General features: G+C 34.1%; 33 protein-coding genes. All 33 read left to right on the forward strand.

What is annotated here, in order from left to right; all coding sequences use genetic code 11:
- The first annotated feature begins 149 nt into the window (after nt 1–149).
- The 33 genes from rpsL to BC748_RS12835 all read left to right on the forward strand — a co-directional run bounded on the left by rpsL (nt 150) and on the right by BC748_RS12835 (nt 20,264).
- Nucleotides 150–533 (forward strand): 30S ribosomal protein S12, encoded by a 384-nt coding sequence (rpsL, locus tag BC748_RS12675; protein ID WP_007136570.1) that lies wholly within the window; start codon nt 150–152, stop codon nt 531–533.
- Between the two features lie 29 nt (nt 534–562).
- The gene (gene rpsG, locus BC748_RS12680) at nt 563–1,039 is read left to right on the forward strand and encodes a 30S ribosomal protein S7 (protein WP_133533873.1); all 477 of its coding nucleotides are present in this window, start codon (nt 563–565) and stop codon (nt 1,037–1,039) included.
- A gap of 10 nt (nt 1,040–1,049) precedes the next feature.
- On the forward strand, nt 1,050–3,206 hold the full coding sequence (gene fusA / locus BC748_RS12685; protein ID WP_133533874.1) for an elongation factor G: 2,157 nt from the start codon (nt 1,050–1,052) through the stop codon (nt 3,204–3,206).
- A gap of 11 nt (nt 3,207–3,217) precedes the next feature.
- On the forward strand, nt 3,218–3,523 hold the full coding sequence (gene rpsJ / locus BC748_RS12690; protein ID WP_026710316.1) for a 30S ribosomal protein S10: 306 nt from the start codon (nt 3,218–3,220) through the stop codon (nt 3,521–3,523).
- A gap of 108 nt (nt 3,524–3,631) precedes the next feature.
- Nucleotides 3,632–4,249, forward strand: coding sequence for a 50S ribosomal protein L3 (gene rplC / locus BC748_RS12695; RefSeq protein WP_133533875.1), 618 nt, complete (start codon nt 3,632–3,634; stop codon nt 4,247–4,249).
- The gene (gene rplD, locus BC748_RS12700) at nt 4,249–4,878 is read left to right on the forward strand and encodes a 50S ribosomal protein L4 (protein ID WP_133533910.1); all 630 of its coding nucleotides are present in this window, start codon (nt 4,249–4,251) and stop codon (nt 4,876–4,878) included. The genes rplC and rplD overlap by 1 nt, the downstream gene beginning before the upstream one ends.
- 6 nt (nt 4,879–4,884) lie before the next feature.
- The gene (rplW, locus tag BC748_RS12705; protein ID WP_133533876.1) at nt 4,885–5,175 is read left to right on the forward strand and encodes a 50S ribosomal protein L23; all 291 of its coding nucleotides are present in this window, start codon (nt 4,885–4,887) and stop codon (nt 5,173–5,175) included.
- A gap of 6 nt (nt 5,176–5,181) precedes the next feature.
- Complete coding sequence (rplB, locus tag BC748_RS12710) at nt 5,182–6,006, forward strand: 50S ribosomal protein L2 (RefSeq protein WP_133533877.1); 825 nt, start codon at nt 5,182–5,184, stop codon at nt 6,004–6,006.
- 6 nt (nt 6,007–6,012) lie between these two features.
- Nucleotides 6,013–6,291 carry a 30S ribosomal protein S19 gene (rpsS, locus tag BC748_RS12715; protein ID WP_007136562.1) on the forward strand — a complete coding sequence of 93 codons (279 nt, stop codon included), beginning with the start codon at nt 6,013–6,015 and terminating at the stop codon, nt 6,289–6,291.
- A gap of 6 nt (nt 6,292–6,297) precedes the next feature.
- Nucleotides 6,298–6,708, forward strand: a complete 411-nt coding sequence (rplV, locus tag BC748_RS12720) for a 50S ribosomal protein L22 (RefSeq protein WP_133533878.1) — start codon at nt 6,298–6,300, stop codon at nt 6,706–6,708.
- A 5-nt stretch (nt 6,709–6,713) separates the two neighbouring features.
- Nucleotides 6,714–7,469, forward strand: a complete 756-nt coding sequence (gene rpsC, locus BC748_RS12725) for a 30S ribosomal protein S3 (RefSeq protein ID WP_133533879.1) — start codon at nt 6,714–6,716, stop codon at nt 7,467–7,469.
- A gap of 19 nt (nt 7,470–7,488) precedes the next feature.
- Nucleotides 7,489–7,914, forward strand: coding sequence for a 50S ribosomal protein L16 (rplP, locus tag BC748_RS12730; RefSeq protein ID WP_133533880.1), 426 nt, complete (start codon nt 7,489–7,491; stop codon nt 7,912–7,914).
- 13 nt (nt 7,915–7,927) lie between these two features.
- A complete protein-coding gene (rpmC, locus tag BC748_RS12735; protein ID WP_133533881.1) occupies nt 7,928–8,119 on the forward strand; it encodes a 50S ribosomal protein L29 in 192 nt (63 codons plus the stop codon).
- Between the two features lie 19 nt (nt 8,120–8,138).
- Entirely contained in the window at nt 8,139–8,396 is a 258-nt protein-coding gene (rpsQ, locus tag BC748_RS12740; RefSeq protein ID WP_133533911.1) for a 30S ribosomal protein S17, read from the forward strand.
- 2 nt (nt 8,397–8,398) lie between these two features.
- Nucleotides 8,399–8,767, forward strand: coding sequence for a 50S ribosomal protein L14 (rplN, locus tag BC748_RS12745; protein ID WP_007803649.1), 369 nt, complete (start codon nt 8,399–8,401; stop codon nt 8,765–8,767).
- 12 nt (nt 8,768–8,779) lie between these two features.
- Entirely contained in the window at nt 8,780–9,094 is a 315-nt protein-coding gene (gene rplX / locus BC748_RS12750; RefSeq protein WP_133533882.1) for a 50S ribosomal protein L24, read from the forward strand.
- 2 nt (nt 9,095–9,096) lie between these two features.
- A complete protein-coding gene (gene rplE, locus BC748_RS12755) occupies nt 9,097–9,648 on the forward strand; it encodes a 50S ribosomal protein L5 (protein ID WP_133533883.1) in 552 nt (183 codons plus the stop codon).
- Between the two features lie 3 nt (nt 9,649–9,651).
- Nucleotides 9,652–9,921, forward strand: coding sequence for a 30S ribosomal protein S14 (gene rpsN, locus BC748_RS12760; protein WP_131476287.1), 270 nt, complete (start codon nt 9,652–9,654; stop codon nt 9,919–9,921).
- A gap of 104 nt (nt 9,922–10,025) precedes the next feature.
- Complete coding sequence (gene rpsH, locus BC748_RS12765; protein WP_133533884.1) at nt 10,026–10,424, forward strand: 30S ribosomal protein S8; 399 nt, start codon at nt 10,026–10,028, stop codon at nt 10,422–10,424.
- Nucleotides 10,425–10,440: 16 nt separating this feature from the next.
- Nucleotides 10,441–10,983, forward strand: a complete 543-nt coding sequence (gene rplF / locus BC748_RS12770; protein ID WP_133533885.1) for a 50S ribosomal protein L6 — start codon at nt 10,441–10,443, stop codon at nt 10,981–10,983.
- A gap of 11 nt (nt 10,984–10,994) precedes the next feature.
- On the forward strand, nt 10,995–11,348 hold the full coding sequence (gene rplR / locus BC748_RS12775) for a 50S ribosomal protein L18 (RefSeq protein WP_133533886.1): 354 nt from the start codon (nt 10,995–10,997) through the stop codon (nt 11,346–11,348).
- Nucleotides 11,349–11,354: 6 nt separating this feature from the next.
- Nucleotides 11,355–11,879, forward strand: a complete 525-nt coding sequence (gene rpsE / locus BC748_RS12780) for a 30S ribosomal protein S5 (RefSeq protein ID WP_133533887.1) — start codon at nt 11,355–11,357, stop codon at nt 11,877–11,879.
- 12 nt (nt 11,880–11,891) lie between these two features.
- Nucleotides 11,892–12,074, forward strand: a complete 183-nt coding sequence (rpmD, locus tag BC748_RS12785) for a 50S ribosomal protein L30 (RefSeq protein ID WP_121312865.1) — start codon at nt 11,892–11,894, stop codon at nt 12,072–12,074.
- A gap of 11 nt (nt 12,075–12,085) precedes the next feature.
- A complete protein-coding gene (gene rplO, locus BC748_RS12790) occupies nt 12,086–12,538 on the forward strand; it encodes a 50S ribosomal protein L15 (protein ID WP_133533888.1) in 453 nt (150 codons plus the stop codon).
- A 10-nt stretch (nt 12,539–12,548) separates the two neighbouring features.
- The gene (gene secY / locus BC748_RS12795) at nt 12,549–13,892 is read left to right on the forward strand and encodes a preprotein translocase subunit SecY (RefSeq protein WP_133533889.1); all 1,344 of its coding nucleotides are present in this window, start codon (nt 12,549–12,551) and stop codon (nt 13,890–13,892) included.
- Between the two features lie 6 nt (nt 13,893–13,898).
- A complete protein-coding gene (gene infA, locus BC748_RS12800) occupies nt 13,899–14,114 on the forward strand; it encodes a translation initiation factor IF-1 (RefSeq protein ID WP_007136545.1) in 216 nt (71 codons plus the stop codon).
- 10 nt (nt 14,115–14,124) lie between these two features.
- Nucleotides 14,125–14,241, forward strand: a complete 117-nt coding sequence (gene ykgO, locus BC748_RS12805; protein WP_002987490.1) for a type B 50S ribosomal protein L36 — start codon at nt 14,125–14,127, stop codon at nt 14,239–14,241.
- Nucleotides 14,242–14,243: 2 nt separating this feature from the next.
- Entirely contained in the window at nt 14,244–14,618 is a 375-nt protein-coding gene (gene rpsM, locus BC748_RS12810; RefSeq protein WP_133533890.1) for a 30S ribosomal protein S13, read from the forward strand.
- An 8-nt stretch (nt 14,619–14,626) separates the two neighbouring features.
- A complete protein-coding gene (gene rpsK / locus BC748_RS12815) occupies nt 14,627–15,010 on the forward strand; it encodes a 30S ribosomal protein S11 (RefSeq protein ID WP_133533891.1) in 384 nt (127 codons plus the stop codon).
- 80 nt (nt 15,011–15,090) lie between these two features.
- Nucleotides 15,091–15,696, forward strand: coding sequence for a 30S ribosomal protein S4 (gene rpsD / locus BC748_RS12820; protein ID WP_133533892.1), 606 nt, complete (start codon nt 15,091–15,093; stop codon nt 15,694–15,696).
- Between the two features lie 21 nt (nt 15,697–15,717).
- Entirely contained in the window at nt 15,718–16,710 is a 993-nt protein-coding gene (locus BC748_RS12825) for a DNA-directed RNA polymerase subunit alpha (protein ID WP_121312871.1), read from the forward strand.
- A gap of 63 nt (nt 16,711–16,773) precedes the next feature.
- A complete protein-coding gene (gene rplQ, locus BC748_RS12830; protein WP_133533893.1) occupies nt 16,774–17,289 on the forward strand; it encodes a 50S ribosomal protein L17 in 516 nt (171 codons plus the stop codon).
- A 260-nt stretch (nt 17,290–17,549) separates the two neighbouring features.
- A complete protein-coding gene (locus tag BC748_RS12835) occupies nt 17,550–20,264 on the forward strand; it encodes a T9SS type B sorting domain-containing protein (protein ID WP_133533894.1) in 2,715 nt (904 codons plus the stop codon).
- Nucleotides 20,265–20,546 lie beyond the last annotated feature (282 nt).

Raw genomic sequence — 20,546 nt, forward strand, 5'->3', positions numbered from 1 at the left:
AAAATCAATCTTTAGTATTAGAAATTTATTTAAAAATAATCTATTTGAAAATTAATGAATTAAGATTTGTTTTGGTAAAAATAATTACTACATTTGCAACCCCTTAAAATAGGGTAAATTTATAAACAAGTAATTTTTAGTATTTAATTATGCCAACTATTCAACAATTAGTAAGAACAGGAAGAACTCAGATCACTAAGAAGAGTAAATCGGTTGCTTTAGATTCTTGTCCTCAAAGAAGAGGTGTTTGTACGCGTGTTTACACTACAACTCCAAAAAAACCAAACTCTGCAATGCGTAAAGTAGCGCGTGTACGTTTGACTAATGGAAATGAAGTGAATGCTTACATCCCAGGAGAAGGACACAATCTACAAGAGCACTCGATAGTATTAGTGCGAGGCGGAAGAGTAAAAGATTTACCAGGAGTTAGATACCACATCGTTCGTGGTGCGCTTGATACCTCAGGTGTAGCAGGAAGAACGCAACGTAGATCTAAGTATGGTGCAAAACGTCCAAAAGAGGCGAAAAAGTAATTTTTAAAACTTTTATTTAAAGAAAAGACATGAGAAAAAGAGCAGCAAAGAAAAGACCTCTTTTACCAGATCCAAGGTTTAATGATCAATTGGTAACACGTTTTGTAAACAACTTAATGTGGGATGGTAAAAAATCTACAGCTTTTAAAGTATTTTATGATGCAATTGACATCGTAGAAGCGAAAAAGAATAATGATGAGAAAACATCATTAGAAGTTTGGAAAGATGCATTGACAAATGTTATGCCTCACGTAGAAGTACGTAGTCGTAGAGTTGGTGGAGCAACATTCCAAATTCCAATGCAAATTCGTCCAGACAGAAAAATTTCTATGGCTATGAAGTGGATGCTTCTATATGCTCGTAGAAGAAATGAGAAATCTATGGCTCAAAAACTAGCTTCTGAAATTTTAGCTGCTGCTAAAGAAGAAGGTGCTGCTGTTAAAAAGAGAATGGATACTCACAAGATGGCTGAAGCAAACAAAGCGTTCTCACATTTTAGATTTTAATTCATAAGAAATGGCTAGAGATTTAAAATTAACTAGAAATATTGGTATTGCAGCTCACATTGACGCTGGAAAAACTACCACTACTGAGCGTATATTATTTTATACTGGAAAATCACACAAAATTGGTGAAGTACATGATGGTGCTGCAACAATGGACTGGATGGCGCAAGAGCAAGAAAGAGGTATTACAATTACTTCGGCTGCAACAACTTGTGAATGGAGTTTTCCAACTGAACAAGGTAAGCCATTACCAACTTCACAAGATTATCACTTCAATATTATTGATACTCCAGGACACGTTGACTTTACCGTAGAGGTTAACCGTTCATTACGTGTACTTGATGGTTTGGTTTTCTTATTTTCTGCAGTTGATGGTGTTGAGCCACAATCTGAAACTAACTGGAGACTTGCTGATCAGTATAGAGTTCCACGCATGGGATTCGTAAATAAAATGGACCGTCAAGGTTCAAACTTCTTAGCTGTTTGTCAACAAGTAAGAGATATGTTAAAGTCAAATGCTGTTGCAATTACTTTGCCAATTGGTGAAGAAAATGACTTCAAAGGAGTAGTTGATTTAGTTAAAAACCAAGCTATCGTTTGGCATGATGCAACTCAAGGGGCAACTTTTGATATTGTTGAAATTCCAGCTGATATGGTTGCAGAAGTTAAAGAATACAGAGATATCCTTATTGAAGCAGTTGCTGATTATGATGAAAATCTTCTTGATAAATACATGGAAGATCCAGATTCTATCACTGAGGATGAAATCAATACGGCTTTAAGAGCAGCTACAATCGATATGGCTATCATTCCTATGATTGCTGGTTCTTCTTTTAAAAATAAAGGAGTTCAATTCATGTTAGATGCTGTTTGTAAGTATTTACCATCTCCATTAGATAAAGAAGGTATTGAAGGAATTCACCCTGATGATGCTGAATTATTAGAGGAAGATCAAAAGAAAATCTTACGTCGTCCAGATGTAAAAGAGCCGTTCGCAGCTTTAGCATTTAAAATTGCTACTGACCCTTATGTTGGTCGTTTAGCTTTTTTCCGTGCTTATTCAGGTCGTTTAGATGCAGGTTCATATATTTTGAACACTCGTTCAGGAAACAAAGAAAGAATTTCGCGTATCTACCAAATGCACGCTAACAAGCAAAATCCAATCGATTATATCGAAGCTGGAGATATTGGAGCAGCAGTTGGATTTAAAGATATCAAGACTGGAGACACAATGTGTGATGAAAAACACCCAATTATTCTTGAGTCAATGAAATTCCCTGCACCAGTAATTGGTATCGCTATTGAACCAAAAACTAAAGCAGATGTTGATAAAATGGGTATGGCTTTAGCTAAATTAGCTGAAGAAGATCCAACATTTACAGTGAGAACAGATGAAGCATCAGGTCAAACTATCATTTCAGGGATGGGTGAGTTACACTTAGATATCCTTGTAGATAGAATGAAACGTGAATTCAAAGTTGAAGTAAACCAAGGTGAACCTCAGGTTGAATACAAAGAAGCTTTTACAAAATCTGCTCAACACAGAGAAACGTACAAAAAACAATCTGGAGGTCGTGGTAAATTCGGTGATATCGTATTTAGACTTGAGCCAGCAGATGAAGTTGACGGTAAAACTCCGGTTGGATTACAGTTTGTTAACGAAGTAAAAGGTGGTAACGTTCCTAAAGAATATATTCCATCTGTTGAAAAAGGTTTCCGTGAAGCTATGAAAACTGGTCCTTTAGCAGGATATCAAGTTGATAGTTTGAAAGTAACTTTATTGGACGGATCTTTCCACCCAGTCGATTCAGATGCGCTTTCTTTTGAGTTAGCTGCTAGAATGGGTTATAGAGAAGTTGCAAAAGCGGCTGGTGCTATAATTCTTGAGCCTATAATGAAAATGGAAGTTATTACACCTGAAGAAAACATGGGAGATATCGTTGGTGATATTAACCGTCGTAGAGGTCAAGTAAACGATATGGGTGACAGAAATGGTGCTAAAACTATTAAGGCTGATGTTCCATTGTCAGAAATGTTCGGTTATGTAACAACATTAAGAACGCTTTCATCTGGTAGAGCGACATCTACTATGGAATTTTCTCACTATGCAGAAACACCTTCAAATATATCTGAAGCAGTTATTAAAAAAGCAAAAGGAAACGCATAATTTTTATCAATATGAGTCAAAAAATTAGAATAAAATTGAAATCTTACGATCACATGTTGGTAGATAAGTCTGCTGAAAAGATTGTAAAAACTGTAAAAAGTACTGGTGCTGTTGTAACTGGACCTATTCCGTTGCCAACTCACAAAAAAATATTTACTGTATTACGTTCTCCACACGTTAATAAAAAAGCGAGAGAGCAGTTTGAAGTAAGTTCTTATAAAAGATTATTAGATATTTATTCTTCATCTTCAAAAACTATTGATGCTCTTATGAAACTAGAGTTACCAAGTGGTGTTGAAGTAGAGATTAAAGTTTAATTACTTTTTAAAAATTAAGTTTTAAGTATTAGAACTATTCAAATAGTTCTAATACTTAATTCTTTATGAATGAATAACAAAATTTTATTAATTAATAATTAGTTTATTATGTCTGGGTTAATTGGAAAAAAAATCGGCATGACTAGCATTTTCGATGAAAACGGGAAGAATATTCCTTGTACAGTAATCGAGGCTGGACCTTGTGTCGTTACCCAAGTCAGAACCAATGAGGTTGACGGGTATGCAGCTCTTCAACTTGGTTTCGATGACAAAACAGAAAAACACGCAACTAAAGCTGATTTAGGTCACTTTAAAAAAGCGGGAACTTCTGCAAAAAAGAAAGTCGTTGAATTCCAAGGGTTTGAAGAAAATTACAAATTAGGTGATAATATTACCGTGGAAGTATTCAGCGAAGGAGAATTTGTTGATGTACAAGGTGTATCAAAAGGAAAAGGTTTTCAAGGTGTTGTTAAACGTCACGGTTTTGGTGGTGTTGGTCAAGCTACACATGGACAACACAACCGTTTGAGAGCACCAGGTTCTGTAGGAGCATCTTCTTATCCATCACGTGTTTTCAAAGGAATGCGTATGGCAGGAAGAATGGGAGGTGATAATGTGAAAGTACAAAATCTTAGAGTTTTAAAAGTAGTAGCTGAAAAGAATCTACTTGTTGTTAAAGGAGCTATTCCTGGATGCAAAAACTCTTACGTAATCATTCAGAAGTAATGGAAGTAAAAGTTATAGATATCAACGGAAAAGATACTGGTAGAAAAGTTCAACTTTCTGACTCGGTATTCGGTATTGAACCAAATAATCATGCAGTTTATCTTGATGTTAAGCAATACTTAGCAAATCAAAGACAAGGAACGCACAAAGCAAAAGAAAGAGCTGAAGTTGCTGGTTCTACGCGTAAGATTAAAAAACAAAAAGGTACAGGTACTGCTCGTGCAGGATCAAAGAAAAGTCCATTATTCAAAGGTGGAGGAACTGTTTTTGGTCCAAGACCAAGAAGCTATTCTTTCAAATTGAACAAAACGGTAAAAAGATTAGCAAGAAAATCTGCTTTCTCGATAAAAGCAAAAGAATCAAATTTAGTAGTTGTGGAAGACTTTAATTTTGAAACACCAAACACTAAGAATTTTATTAATGTTTTGAAAGCTTTAGGTTTAGAAAACAAAAAATCTTTATTTGTGTTGGGTGAATCAAATAAAAATGTATATTTGTCGTCACGCAATTTAAAAGCATCTAGCGTAGTAACTAACTCAGAATTAAGTACTTACGAGATTTTAAATGCAAATAATTTAGTTCTTTTAGAAGGATCTTTAGAAGGAATTGAAGAAAATTTAAGCAAATAATAGATCATGAGTATAATAATTAAGCCTATCATAACAGAAAAAATCACTAAAGAAGGTGAGGTTTTCAACCGTTTTGGTTTTGTTGTTGATAAAAAAGCTAACAAAGTTCAGATTAAGAAAGCTGTTGAAGCTGCTTATGGAATTTCTGTAGTTTCTGTTAACACGATGAATTATAGAGCTGATAGAACTACTAAATACACAAAAAGTGGTTTGATTAGCGGTAAAACAAATGCTTTCAAAAAAGCAGTTGTACAAGTAAAAGAAGGAGAAACAATAGATTTTTATAATAATATCTAATAGAAAATGTCAGTTAGAAAATTAAAACCTATTACCCCTGGTCAGCGTTTTAGAGTTGTGAATGGTTTTGACGCCATCACGACTGATAAGCCGGAGCGTTCATTGATCGCACCGATAAAAAACTCAGGTGGTAGAAATAGTCAAGGAAAAATGACCATGCGTTATACAGGCGGTGGTCACAAACAAAGGTATCGTATCATTGATTTCAAAAGAACTAAAGTAGGAATTCCTGCTATAGTGAAATCAATCGAGTATGATCCAAACAGAACTGCTTTTATCGCATTATTGTGGTATGTTGATGGAGAGAAAACGTATATCGTTGCTCAAAACGGATTACAAGTAGGACAAACTGTTGTATCTGGTGAAGGTGCAGCTCCTGAAATCGGAAATACTTTGCCTTTGAGTAAAATTCCTTTAGGAACTGTAATTTCTTGTATTGAATTACGCCCAGGACAAGGAGCTACTATTGCTAGAAGCGCTGGAACTTTTGCTCAATTAATGGCAAGAGATGGTAAATACGCAACAATTAAAATGCCGTCAGGAGAAACAAGATTAATCTTGTTGACTTGTTCAGCTACAATTGGAGCAGTATCTAACTCAGACCACCAATTAATTGTATCTGGTAAAGCAGGTAGAAGCAGATGGTTAGGTAGAAGACCAAGAACAAGACCGGTAGCAATGAACCCTGTCGATCACCCAATGGGTGGTGGTGAAGGACGTTCTTCTGGAGGTCACCCACGTTCTAGAAAAGGTCTTCCTGCTAAAGGTTATAGAACTCGTTCTAAAGTTAACCCGAGTAACAAGTATATTGTAGAACGCAGAAAGAAATAATAAGACATGGCACGTTCATTAAAAAAAGGACCTTTTGTACACTATAAATTAGATAAGAAAGTTCAGGAAAATATTGCTGGTGGAAATAAAGGTGTGGTTAAGACTTGGTCTAGAGCATCTATGATTACTCCAGATTTCGTTGGACAAACTATCGCAGTTCACAATGGTCGCCAATTCGTTCCGGTTTATGTAACTGAGAACATGGTAGGACACAAATTAGGAGAGTTTTCACCAACAAGATCATTTAGAGGTCACGCTGGAGCAAAAAATAAAGGTAAAAAATAAGAAGCAATGGGAGTTCGTAAAAGAGAAACAGCAGATGCGAGAAAAGAGGCTAATAAGTCTATAGCTTTCGCGAAATTGAATAACTGCCCTACTTCACCTAGAAAAATGCGCTTAGTAGCGGACTTGGTAAGAGGTCAGAAAGTGGAAAGAGCTTTAAATATTTTAAGATTTAGCTCAAAAGAAGCTTCAAGAAAATTAGAAAAACTATTGTTATCTGCTATCAACAATTGGGAGCAGAAAAATAGTGATGGTAATGTTGCTGAAGCAGGCTTATTCGTAAAAACAATTACTGTAGATGGTGGAATGATGTTAAAAAGACTTCGTCCAGCTCCTCAGGGAAGAGCACACAGAATTAGAAAACGTTCTAATCACGTTACAATCGTATTAGGACAATTAGATAACACACAAAGCAATTAATTAAGATGGGACAAAAGACAAATCCAATTGGAAACAGACTTGGTATCATCAGAGGATGGGATTCAAACTGGTATGGTGGAAATGATTACGGCGATAAAATCGCTGAAGATTATAAAATCAGAAAGTATATCCATGCTCGTTTATCAAAAGCTAGTGTATCAAAAGTAATCATCGAGAGAACTTTGAAACTTGTAACCGTTACTATCACTACTGCTAGACCTGGTATTATTATCGGAAAAGGTGGTCAAGAGGTAGACAAGTTGAAAGAAGAACTTAAGAAAGTTACTGACAAAGAGGTTCAAATCAACATCTTTGAAATTAAAAGACCTGAATTAGATGCTTACTTAGTTGGAACTAGTATTGCACGTCAAATCGAAAGCCGCATTTCATACAGAAGAGCTATTAAAATGGCTATCGCAGCAGCAATGCGTATGAATGCAGAAGGTATTAAAGTTTTGATTTCTGGTCGTTTGAACGGAGCGGAAATGGCACGTTCGGAACAATTCAAAGAAGGTAGAATTCCTCTATCAACTTTCAGAGCCGATATTGATTATGCTTTGGCTGAAGCACATACTACTTATGGTAGAATGGGTATCAAGGTATGGATCATGAAAGGTGAAGTTTACGGAAAACGTGATTTATCTCCACTTGTTGGAATGGATAAAAAACAAGCTTCTGGTGGCAAAGGTGGTGATGCTCCAAGAGGAGACAGAAAACCATTCAACAAAGGTGGTAAACCAGATGCACGTAAAAGAAAGTAATTTTTTAAATTAAAGAAAAATGTTACAGCCTAAAAGAACAAAATACCGTAAGGTACAAAAGGGTAGAATGAAAGGTGTTTCTCAAAGAGGACACATGCTTTCAAGTGGAATGTTTGGAATTAAATCTGTACATGAAAATGGTGTATTTTTAACTTCACGTCAAATTGAAGCTGCACGTATTGCTGCAACTCGTTACATGAAGAGAGAAGGGCAATTATGGATTAATGTATTTCCAGATAAACCTATCACAAAGAAACCTCTTGAGGTACGTATGGGTAAAGGTAAAGGTGCAGTCGAATATTGGGCTGCAGTTGTAAAACCAGGAAAAATCATGTTTGAAGTTGGTGGAGTTCCTCTATCAGTTGCGAAAGAAGCTTTGCGTCTTGCTGCACAAAAACTTCCAGTAAAAACTAAATTTGTAGTTGCTAGAGATTTCGAAGCATAATCAAAAAAATATTATGAAACAATCAGAAATTATCAATCTATCTGCAGCTGAGTTACAAGTGAAACTTACTGAATTGAGAAAAGCTTATATGGATTTAAAATCTACACATGCTATTTCTCCAATTGCCAATCCACTTCAAATTAGAAGTGCTAGAAGAGCTGTTGCTAGAGTAGCAACCGAGCTAACTAAAAGAGAGTTACAATAATTGTATGCTAGCTGAAAAGATGGAAAAAAGAAATTTAAGAAAAGAGAGAATTGGTGTTGTTACCAGCAATAAAATGGATAAGTCTATTGTAGTTGCTGAAGAAAGAAGAGTAAAACACCCATTATACGGTAAGTTCGTGTTGAAAACTAAAAAGTATCATGCACACGACGAAACAAACGACTGTAACATTGGTGATACAGTAAAGATCATGGAAACAAGACCTTTATCAAAAACTAAATGTTGGAGATTAGTTGAAATCATTGAAAGAGCTAAGTAATTATGGTACAACAAGAATCAAGATTAAAAGTAGCAGATAACACAGGAGCAAAAGAAGTTTTGACTATCCGTGTTTTAGGAGGAACGAAACGTCGTTATGCCTCTGTTGGAGATAAAATTGTAGTATCAATTAAAGATGCAACACCAAACGGAAACGTAAAAAAAGGTGCTGTTTCAACTGCAGTTGTTGTACGTACCAAAAAAGAAGTGAGAAGAGCTGATGGTTCTTATATCCGTTTCGATGACAATGCATGTGTTTTATTGAACGCTGCAGGAGAAATGAGAGGAACTCGTGTTTTTGGTCCAGTTGCGAGAGAACTTCGTGAAAAACAATTCATGAAAATTGTATCATTAGCACCTGAGGTGCTTTAATTCGTTTGTAAAATGATAAAGCTAAAAATAAAATCAGGAGACACAGTAACAGTTATTGCTGGCGACCACAAAGGTTCAGAAGGTAAAGTTTTACGTGTTGACCGTGAGAAAAACAAAGCAATCGTTGAAGGTGTAAACATGGTTTCAAAACATACAAAACCAAGTGCAAAAAACCCTCAAGGAGGAATTGTTAAGAAAGAAGCTCCAATACATATTTCAAATATTGCTCTACTTGATCCAAAGTCAAAAAAAGCAACTAAAGTTGGAACTAAAGTAGAAGGAGATAAGAAAGTAAGATTTTCAAAAAAATCTAATCAAGTATTATAGTTATGGCATATACACCTAGACTTAAGCAAGAATATAAGGACAGAGTAATCTCTGCACTTAAAGAAGAATTCGGTTATAAAAACGTAATGCAAGTTCCTAAATTGGAAAAAATCGTTTTAAGCCGTGGAGTTGGAGCAGCAGTATCTGATAAAAAGCTTGTTGACTATGCAGTTGATGAGTTAACAAAAGTTACTGGACAAAAAGCAGTACCTACAATCTCTAAAAAAGACGTTGCGTCTTTTAAATTGAGAAAAGGTATGCCTATTGGTGCGAAAGTAACTCTTAGAGGAGAAAGAATGTATGAGTTTTTAGATAGACTTATTACATCATCTTTACCACGTGTTAGAGACTTTAGCGGTATCAAAGCAACTGGTTTTGACGGAAGAGGTAATTATAACCTTGGTGTTACTGAGCAAATCATTTTCCCTGAAATTGATATTGATAAAGTAAACAAAATATCAGGTTTAGATATTACATTCGTAACATCTGCAAACACAGATAAAGAAGCAAAATCATTATTAGCGGAATTAGGTTTACCTTTTAAAAAGAATTAAGACATGGCTAAAGAATCAATGAAAGCCCGTGAGGTTAAAAGAGCAAACACGGTAGCAAAGTATGCTGAGAAAAGAAAAGCTTTATTAGAAGCTGGAGATTACGAAGGTTTACAAAAATTACCAAAAAATGCTTCACCAGTTCGTATGCACAATCGTTGCAAATTAACCGGAAGACCAAGAGGTTATATGCGTCAATTCGGTATTTCACGTGTTACATTCCGTGAAATGGCTAATCAAGGGTTAATACCAGGAGTTAAAAAAGCTTCTTGGTAATCTCGTAAAAAGTTATTACTTTTGCAAACCAAAAAATAATTTTAATTGGTTAAAGGTTCATTTGGTGAGTACCTCTTGAAAACCATAACCGCAAATTTATACAAATGTATACAGATCCAATTGCAGATTATCTTACGAGAGTTAGAAATGCAGTGATGGCAAACCACAAAGTGGTTGAAATCCCGGCTTCTAATTTGAAAAAAGAAATCACAAAGATTTTATTCGATCAAGGATATATCTTAAGCTACAAATTTGAAGATAGTACAGTTCAAGGCACTATCAAAATCGCTTTAAAGTATGATAAAGATACTAAAGAGCCTGTAATCAAAGATATCCAAAGAATTAGTAAACCAGGTTTACGTAAATATGCTGGCGCATCAAAATTGCCTAGAATCCTTAATGGATTAGGAATTGCTATTGTTTCAACTTCAAAAGGTTTAATGACTGGGAAGCAAGCTAAGCAATTAAATGTTGGTGGAGAAGTAATTTGCTACGTATACTAATAAAAACAGTTAAACAATGTCAAGAATAGGTAAAAATCCAATTTCAATTCCTGCTGGTGTTACTGTTGAAGTTAGTGAAACAGTAATTACAGTTAAAGGAAAATTAGGTCAACTAACACAGGATTACGCAGATGTAACAGTGAAAGTTGAAGAAGGTCAACTAGTTGTAGAAAGACCATCTGATAGTAAAGATCATAGAGCAAAACACGGATTATACAGATCATTAATCAATAATATGATTGTGGGTGTATCTGAAGGTTTTACAAAAGAGTTAGAATTGGTTGGAGTAGGTTACAGAGCTTCAAACCAAGGTCAAAAATTAGACTTAGCATTGGGTTTTTCTCACAATATAGTTTTAGAAGTTGCTCCAGAAGTAAAACTTGAAACAATTTCTGAGAAAGGTAAAAACCCAATCGTGAAGTTAACATCTTTCGACAAACAATTAATCGGGCAAATCGCTGCTAAAATCAGAGGTTTCCGTAAGCCAGAACCTTACAAAGGTAAAGGTGTTAAGTTTGTTGGTGAAGTATTAAGAAGAAAAGCAGGTAAATCAGCGTAAAAAGTAGTATTATGTCATTAACAAAAACTGAAAGAAGACAAAGAATTAAATTCAGAATCAGAAAGATTGTTAGCGGTACTGCTGCTAAACCAAGACTATCTGTATTCAGAAGTAATAAAGAAATCTATGCACAACTAATTGATGATGTGAATGGAGTAACTTTATTAGCTGCTTCATCTAAAGATAAAGGAGTAAATATTAAAGGTACAAACGTTGAAGTAGCTGCAGCAGTTGGAAAACTAGCAGCTGAAAAAGCGTTAAAAGCCGGAATTGACACAGTAACTTTTGATAGAGGAGGTTATTTATATCACGGTCGTATTAAATCATTAGCGGAAGGCGCAAGAGCGGCTGGACTTAAATTCTAAGAAATTATGTATAACGGATACAAAAATGTAGAGTTAGTAAAACCTAGTGGTCTTGAGTTAAAAGATCGTTTGGTAAGTGTTAATCGTGTTACCAAAGTAACAAAAGGAGGTAGAGCTTTTGGCTTTTCTGCAATTGTTGTTGTTGGTGATGAAAACGGTGTTGTTGGACATGGTTTAGGAAAATCTAAGGACGTTTCAGAAGCTATTGCTAAAGCAGTAGAAGATGCAAAGAAAAACTTAGTTAGAATTCCTTTAAGTGGACAATCTGTACCTCACGAACAAAAAGGAAAATTTGGTGGAGCAGCTGTTTTTTTAATGCCTGCATCTCATGGTACTGGAGTAATTGCTGGTGGAGCTGTTCGTTCAGTTCTTGAATCAGTTGGTATTCATGATGTATTGTCAAAATCACAAGGTTCATCAAATCCTCACAACGTGGTAAAAGCAACTTTTGATGCTTTATTGCAAATGAGAAGTGCTGTTACTGTTGCAAAACAAAGAGGTATTTCTTTAGAAAAAGTATTTAAAGGTTAATTCAAGGAAATTATGGCTAAATTATTAGTAAAACAAGTAAGAAGCAAAATCAATTGTCCTCTTACACAAAAAAGAGGATTAGAGGCTTTAGGTCTTCGTAAAATGGGACAAGTTGTGGAGCATGATTCAAATCCAGCTATCCTTGGAATGATAAATAAAGTTAAACACTTAGTTTCCGTAGAGGAAGTTAAATAACAATTATAGTTATGAATTTAAGTAACTTACAACCTGCTGAAGGTTCTACACATAATCAAAACAAAAGATTAGGTAGAGGAGAAGGTTCTGGAAAAGGTGGCACTGCTGCAAGAGGACACAAAGGAGCTAAATCTCGTTCTGGTTATTCTAAAAAAATTGGTTTTGAAGGAGGACAAATGCCACTTCAAAGACGTGTGCCTAAGTTTGGTTTCACAAACGTCAATCGTAAGGAATACCAAGGAATTAATCTTGATTCTCTTCAATTATTAGTTGATAACGGAACAGTTACAGATACTGTAGATTTCTCAGTGTTTGTTGAAAATCGTTTAGCAACTAAAAACGAAATGGTTAAGATTTTAGGAAGAGGTGAACTAAAAGCAAAATTAAAAGTAACTGCTCACAAATTTACAGCTACTGCAAAAGCCGCTATCGAAGCTGCTGGTGGAGAAGTTGTAACATTATAATATTATAACAATGAAGAAGTTTTTTGAATCATTAAATAATGTTTGGAAAATAGAAGAACTAAGAAATAGAATTGGTATGACACTACTTCTATTATTAGTTTACCGATTTGGAGCGCATGTAACTCTACCAGGTATTGATGCAACGCAATTGAACAGTTTAGCTGGTCAAACAGAAAATGGTATTGGTTCAATACTAGATATGTTTACTGGTGGAGCTTTTTCAAAAGCATCAGTATTTGCTTTAGGAATAATGCCTTATATTTCGGCTTCAATTGTTGTACAATTAATGGGTATTGCTATACCATACCTTCAAAAACTACAAAAAGATGGTGAAAGTGGTAGAAAAAAATTAAATCAAATAACACGCTGGTTGACTATTGGTATTACTTTGGTTCAAGGTCCAGGTTATATCTACAACTTGTATAGAACATTACCAAGTAATGCTTTCTTGTTAGGATTTGATTCTTTCTCATTCTTATTCTCTTCAGTATTAATACTTACTACAGGTACAATATTTGCCATGTGGTTAGGAGAAAAAATCACTGATAAAGGAATTGGTAATGGTATTTCATTACTTATTATGGTTGGTATATTAGCAAGATTACCACAAGCATTATTACAAGAATTCACTTCTAAAGTTACCAATAATAACGGTGGTCCAATGCTATTAGTATTTGAAGTTATCGTATGGTTATTAGTGATTATTGCATGTGTACTTTTAGTAATGGCAGTTAGAAAAATACCAGTTCAATATGCTCGTCGTACAACAGCTGGTGATTTTGAACAAGATGCTATGGGTGGAAACAGACAATGGATTCCATTAAAATTAAATGCATCAGGAGTGATGCCAATCATTTTTGCTCAAGCAATCATGTTTATTCCTGCTGCTTTAGCTGGACTTTCAAATTCTGAAACTTCTCAATCTATTGCAGGTGAATTTAGTAATATGTTTGGTTTTTGGTATAATTTTGTTTTTGCATTATTGATATTGATTTTCACGTATTTTTACACTGCAATTACAGTACCTACAAATAAAATGGCTGATGATTTAAAAAGAAGTGGCGGTTTCATTCCAGGTGTTAAACCAGGTGTTGAAACAGGAGATTTTCTTGATAAAATCATGTCTTTAATAACATTCCCTGGCGCATTATTTCTTGCTCTAATTGCTGTGTTCCCAGCTATTGTTGTTAGTCTTGATGTTCAACAATCATGGGCTATGTTTTACGGTGGAACTTCACTAATCATTATGGTTGGTGTTGCTATCGATACTATTCAACAAATAAATACTTATTTACTGAATAAACACTATGACGGATTGATGAAGAGTGGTAAAAATAGAAAAGCAGTAGCTTAATTTTTTATGGCAAAACAATCAGCAATAGAACAAGACGGATCAATAATCGAAGCATTGTCAAATGCAATGTTCCGTGTAGAATTAGAAAACGGACATATTGTAATTGCTCATATTTCTGGTAAAATGCGTATGCATTATATTAAATTGTTACCTGGTGACAAAGTGAAACTAGAAATGAGCCCTTACGATTTGTCAAAAGCAAGAATTACTTATAGATATTAAAAGTATTACAATGAAAGTAAGAGCATCAGTAAAAAAAAGAAGTGCCGAGTGTATTATTGTACGCAGAAAAGGCAGATTATACGTAATCAACAAAAAGAATCCTAGATTTAAACAAAGACAAGGATAGTTATGGCAAGAATAGCAGGGGTAGATATCCCAAAAAACAAAAGAGGAGTTATCGCTTTAACCTATATCTTCGGAATTGGTAAAAGTAGAGCAATTGAGATTTTAGAAAAAGCTCAAGTAAGCCAAGATAAAAAAGTTCAAGATTGGAATGACGACGAAATCGGAGGAATTCGTGATGCAGTTTCTTATTTCAAAATTGAAGGTGAACTTCGTTCAGAAGTTTCACTACACATCAAACGTTTAATGGACATTGGATGTTACAGAGGAATTCGTCATAGATCAGGTCTTCCATTAAGAGGACAAAGAACTAAGAACAACTCTAGAACAAGAAAAGGTAAAAGAAAAACTGTTGCTAACAAGAAAAAAGCAACTAAATAATAAATAGTATGGCTAAAACGACTGCAAAAAAACGTAAAGTTATCGTAGAATCAACGGGTGAAGCACATATTAATGCAACCTTTAATAACATCATCATTTCGTTAACAAACAAAAAAGGTGAAGTTATCTCTTGGTCTTCAGCTGGGAAAATGGGCTTTAGAGGTTCTAAAAAGAACACTCCATACGCAGCTCAAATGGCGGCAGAAGATTGTGGAAAAGTTGCTTTAGAAGCTGGACTTAAAAAAGTAAAAGTTTATGTAAAAGGACCAGGTAATGGACGTGAGTCTGCTATCAGATCTATACATAACTCAGGAATTGAAGTAACTGAAATTATTGACGTTACTCCAATGCCACACAATGGATGTCGTCCTCCTAAAAGACGTAGAGTATAATTATAGTATAATCAAGATAGAACAATGATTATCGAAGGATTCGACCTGAATTCATAATCTCTATCTTAAAACAATTTAAAATGGCAAGATATACTGGTCCAAGTACAAGAATTGCTCGTAAATTTGGCGAAGCAATATTCGGAGAAGACAAAGCCTTCGAAAAAAGAAATTATCCTCCTGGACAACACGGGATGGCAAAAAAAAGAGGTAAAAAATCTGAATACGCTGTCCAATTGATGGAAAAGCAAAAAGCTAAATACTCTTACGGTATTTTAGAAAAACAATTCAGAAACCTTTTTGAAAAAGCAGCAGCTTCTAAAGGAGTAACAGGTGAAATCCTTTTACAATTATGTGAAGCTAGATTAGATAACGTTGTTTATAGAATGGGAATTGCACCTTCAAGAAGAGCTGCAAGACAAATCGTTTCTCACCGTCACATCACTGTGAATGGAGAATTGGTTAATATTCCATCTTACCACCTAAAACCAGGTGACAAAGTTGCTGTTCGTGAAAAATCTAAATCTGTTGAAGCTATCGAACGTTCATTAGCTAACTCTTCTCATGTTTATGAGTGGATCACTTGGAACAACGATACTAAAGAAGGTACTTTTGTTTCTGTTCCTCAAAGACTTCAAATTCCAGAAAACATTAAAGAACAATTAATCGTAGAGTTGTACAACAAATAATAATTGACATCAGTCTAAATTATGGCAATATTTAATTTTCAGAAGCCCGATAAAGTTATCATGATCGATTCAACCGATTTTGAAGGTAAGTTTGAATTCAGACCTTTAGAACCAGGATACGGATTGACCGTTGGTAATGCACTTAGAAGAGTTTTACTTTCTGCGTTAGAAGGTTATGCTATCACTTCGGTTCGTATCGAAGGTGTTGAGCATGAGTTTTCTACTATTTCAGGAGTTGTTGAAGATGTTACTGAAATTATCCTTAATCTTAAACAAGTACGTTTCAAACGTCAAATAGAAGATGTAGATAATGAAACAGTTTCTATCTCAATCTCAGGAAAAGACCAAATTACAGCTGGTGATTTTCAAAAATTCATCTCTGGTTTTCAAGTATTGAATCCAGAACTTGTAATTTGTAATCTTGACAGCAAAGTTAACTTGAATATGGAATTAACTATCGAGAAAGGTCGTGGTTATGTTCCAGCTGAGGAAAACAAAAAACAAAACGCAGCAATTGGTACTATATTTACAGACTCAATTTTTACTCCAGTAAAAAACGTAAAATATGCTATTGAAAATTTCCGTGTTGAGCAAAAAACAGATTATGAAAAATTAGTTTTCGAAATTAAAACTGATGGTTCAATCAATCCAAAAGATGCTTTGACTGAAGCTGCCAAAGTTTTAATTCACCACTTTATGTTATTCTCAGATGAGAGAATTACTTTAGAAGCTGATGAAATTGCTCAAACAGAATCATACGATGAAGAATCATTACACATGCGTCAGTTGTTAAAAACAAAACTTGTTGACATGGACTTATCAGTAAGAGCTTTAAACTGTTTGAAAGCAGCCGAAGTTGATACACTTGGAGATCTTGTATCTTTCAACAAAAATGACCTTATGAAATTCCGTAATTTTGGTAAAAAATCGCTAACAGAGTTAGACGAATTAGTAGCCAATAAGAACTTAACATTCGGAATGGATTTAGGAAAATACAAATTAGATAAAGAATAAATTACTTCATATTTTGCGCTCCGATAGCGGATTGAAGCAAGATGAAGGTTAAAAAAAAACGTCATGAGACACGGAAAAAAAGTAAATCATTTAAGCAGACAGACTGGACATAGAAAATCTATGTTAGCTAATATGGCTTGTTCTCTAATCGAGCACAAACGTATTAATACAACTGTTGCTAAAGCAAAAGCGCTTAAACAATTCGTTGAGCCGCTAGTTACAAAGTCAAAAGAAGACACTACACACAACCGTCGTATTGTTTTTGCTTACCTACGTAACAAATATGCAGTAACTGAATTATTCAGAGAAGTAGCAGCAAAAGTAGGCGATCGTCCAGGTGGTTATACTCGTATCATCAAGTTAGGAAACCGTCTTGGAGATAACGCTGATATGGCAATGATTGAGCTAGTTGATTTCAACGAACTTTACAATGGTGGTAAAAAAGAAGAGAAAAAAGCCAAAAGCCGTCGTGGTGGAAAAGCTAAAAAGGAAACTACTGCTGCACCAGTTGCCGATGCAACTACAGCACCAGAAGCACCAGAAACTTCTCCTGAAGAAACTACTGATAAAGCGGAATAATGAATTCACAATCATAAATATAAAGGATAAACAAATTTTTGTTTATCCTTTTTTTATACTTACTAATTGTTTTTTTAACTTATTATGGTTTTGATATGGTATTATTGATTTACAATATACGTTTATACTAATTCTTATTAAAGTTGTTAAATTAATTTAATCTCCTTTTTCTCTCGTATTTATTTTATAAATTGCTTTATAATTCTATTTTTAGCTTATAAATTTAAATTTAGAATGATTTTTATATTAAATGAATTATCATGCTCATCAATTTTTTTATTTATCGTTCAAGATATAATCTATTTATGATTATATTTTTTATATCTTTTCTCAGCTTCTCTCAAAATGAAACTGATCATTGGTATTTTGGTAAAAATGGTGGAATAGATTTTGGAAATGGTGAAGTTGAAGTTTTAGAAGATAGTAGCATGGTTACACCTGCTGGTTGTTCAAGTATTTCTGATGATGATGGTAACTTAATGTTTTACACTAATGGTCAAACGGTGTGGAACAAAAATCATCAAATAATGACAAATGGTGAAGGTTTGTCAGGTGAAATTGATGGCATCCAATCGGCAATTATCGTTCCAAAACCTAATGATAATTCAACATATTATATTTTTTACACAAGAGAAAACGTACAGATAAGTCCCATTTATTTTTTATCAGGAATTTATTATTCAGAAGTTAAGTTTAATACACAAAATCCTTTGGGTTTCTTAACCGAAAATAAGGATATTAGAATTGCAGAAGTTGCATCTACTTCTAGAATTGCCGCAATTCATCACTCAGAGAGTAATGCTATTCGAGTAGTTTGTATAACAAAACCTGATCCAGTTTTTGGATACATTATTCAAGAAGGAGAATTTATATATAGGATTTTTAATGTTACAGTAAGTGGTGTAGATCTAACACCTGTAAAGAGAGTAATAAATGAAAGTTTAGGAAAACTTGGTGCTATGAAAATTGCACCTGATGCTAGTTTCCTGGCTTTTGCTGATAGTGTTAATCAAAAAGTTTATTTTTATGAGTATGATAATGACTCCATTAATTTTCAGCTTTATTATATTTTACCGACAATTCCAGCCTTTGGAGTGTTTTTAAATCCCTACGGTATTGAGTTTTCTCAAGACTCTAAGATTTTTTATTATACTGGGGGAAATTATATTGTACAGTTTGCTTATAGAGAATTGGGAGGAATGGAACCTGTTGATTATTTTCTAATTCCTATATCAAACCCAGGTTCAATTCAATTGGCTAGAAATGGTAAAATATATGTAGCTCAAGGTGATATGGTCAGTCCAACAAGTCATATAGGAGTAATTAATAACCCAGAAATGAAAGGGTCAGAATGTAATTATAGTCCAGCTCATATTCAGTTTGAAAACGCTAGCTCAACTAAAGGATTGCCTTTATTTGTTGCATCTTATTTAAGAAGTAGAATTATTCCTTCAAAAGACAATTGTGTTGATGTAGCTTTCAGTTTTGAATTAGATGCTTACAGAGTAATTCTTTCAGTTCTTTGGGATTTTGGAGATGGAACTACATCATCTGATTTTAATCCAACACACCTTTTTAGTACTCCAGGAAAACATAAAGTAAAAGCTAGGATTGTTATGGATAATAATCAAGCGGTTACATTGTACAAAGATGTTGTAGCTTATCCGTTACCTGATTTACCGCCAAACCAAACTCTTTCTCAATGTGATACTGATGGTGATAATATTTCGGTTTTTAATCTTGAAAATATAAAAGATTTTACTGATGATATAGATTCAGATTACACATATACGTTTTATCATAATTTATCGGATGCCAACAGTGATACTAATCAAATTCAAGATTATCTTCACTATACTAATCAAACAAATCCTGAAGAAATTTTTGTAAAAATTGTTAGTTCAAACGGATGTGTAACAATAACCAATTTTTTTATTGAAAATTATCAAGCTAATACATTACCGATACGAACAATGTATGTTTGTGAAAATTCTGATGCTATTGAAAATAATTCTCAGGGACAATTCAATATAGGATTTAAAGAAACAGATATTAGAGATGAGCTAGGAATTCCAGCCGATTTCACGATAACATTCTATGCAAACTTAGTTGACGCTCAAACAAAAATTAATCCATTAGAAAGATATTTTATATCACCAACAACAATAATTTGGGTAAGAATTGAAGATGAAAGTAACAACTGTTTTGGAGTTATTCCTTTCAATGCTGTTGTTAATTCAAACATTAACCTGAATATAGATAGCAATTATACTATCTGTGATCCAAGTATGCAACCGCCAATAATTCTTGATGGAGGAAACGGAATGACCTCTTGGTTATGGGGAAATCAAGGAGGAAATATCCTTTCAACACAAAGATTTTATCAACCTATACAGCAAGGTGATTATTCAATAACAGTAACTAAACTAGAAAATGGATTAATTTGTTCGGCATCAAAACCATTTAGCGTTACAAAAGTGACGATACCTGAGTTTGTCAATATAAAAGCAAACGATGGAGAAGTTTCTCTAACTGTAAGCGGAAACAGTGTTTATGAATTTTCATTAGATGGATCAAACTATTATGGTTCAGGAAATTCATATAATTTTATTGGTGTTGGAGCGGGAATTCATACGGTTTATGTAAAAGACATCAATAATTGCGAAAAAATTATTACTACAGAAGTTTATCTGATGAACATACCAAAATTTTTCTCCCCAAATGAAGATGGAATTAACGACCATTGGAAAATTAAAGGATTGTCTAGAAAATTTTATTCAAGTGCAGAAATACTAATTTTTGATCGATATGGAACAATTTTACACAAAATGGATATGCAACAAAATCAATTTGGCTGGTCAGGAGTTAAAAATGACCGAAAGCTACCAGCTACAGATTATTGGTACACATTAACATTGGTCGATCTTCAAGGCAAACAAACAATTAAAAAAGGACATTTCAGCCTAATCAGATAAAAAAAATCAAAAGCTCTCCAATAATGAGGACTTTTTTTGGAGCGAAAGTCTAGGAAATACCAGCAAGCCATTTTCCCGCTTTCCGTTACAATCTTGCCTTAAAAAGGCAAGGATTTCCACTACAATCGGGGCTAAAGAAGAAACAAATGGAATGTTTATAAACTTTAATAAATCGACTATATAATTAAATATGATTACTCTAAATTTGCAACTACAACAACTAAATACAAATGACACGAGCGAAGCGACCGCATTTGACCGTTAAAAAACAATAACTACAAC

Source organism: Flavobacterium dankookense (genome assembly GCF_004362665.1).
Taxonomy (GTDB): Bacteria; Bacteroidota; Bacteroidia; order Flavobacteriales; family Flavobacteriaceae; genus Flavobacterium; species Flavobacterium dankookense.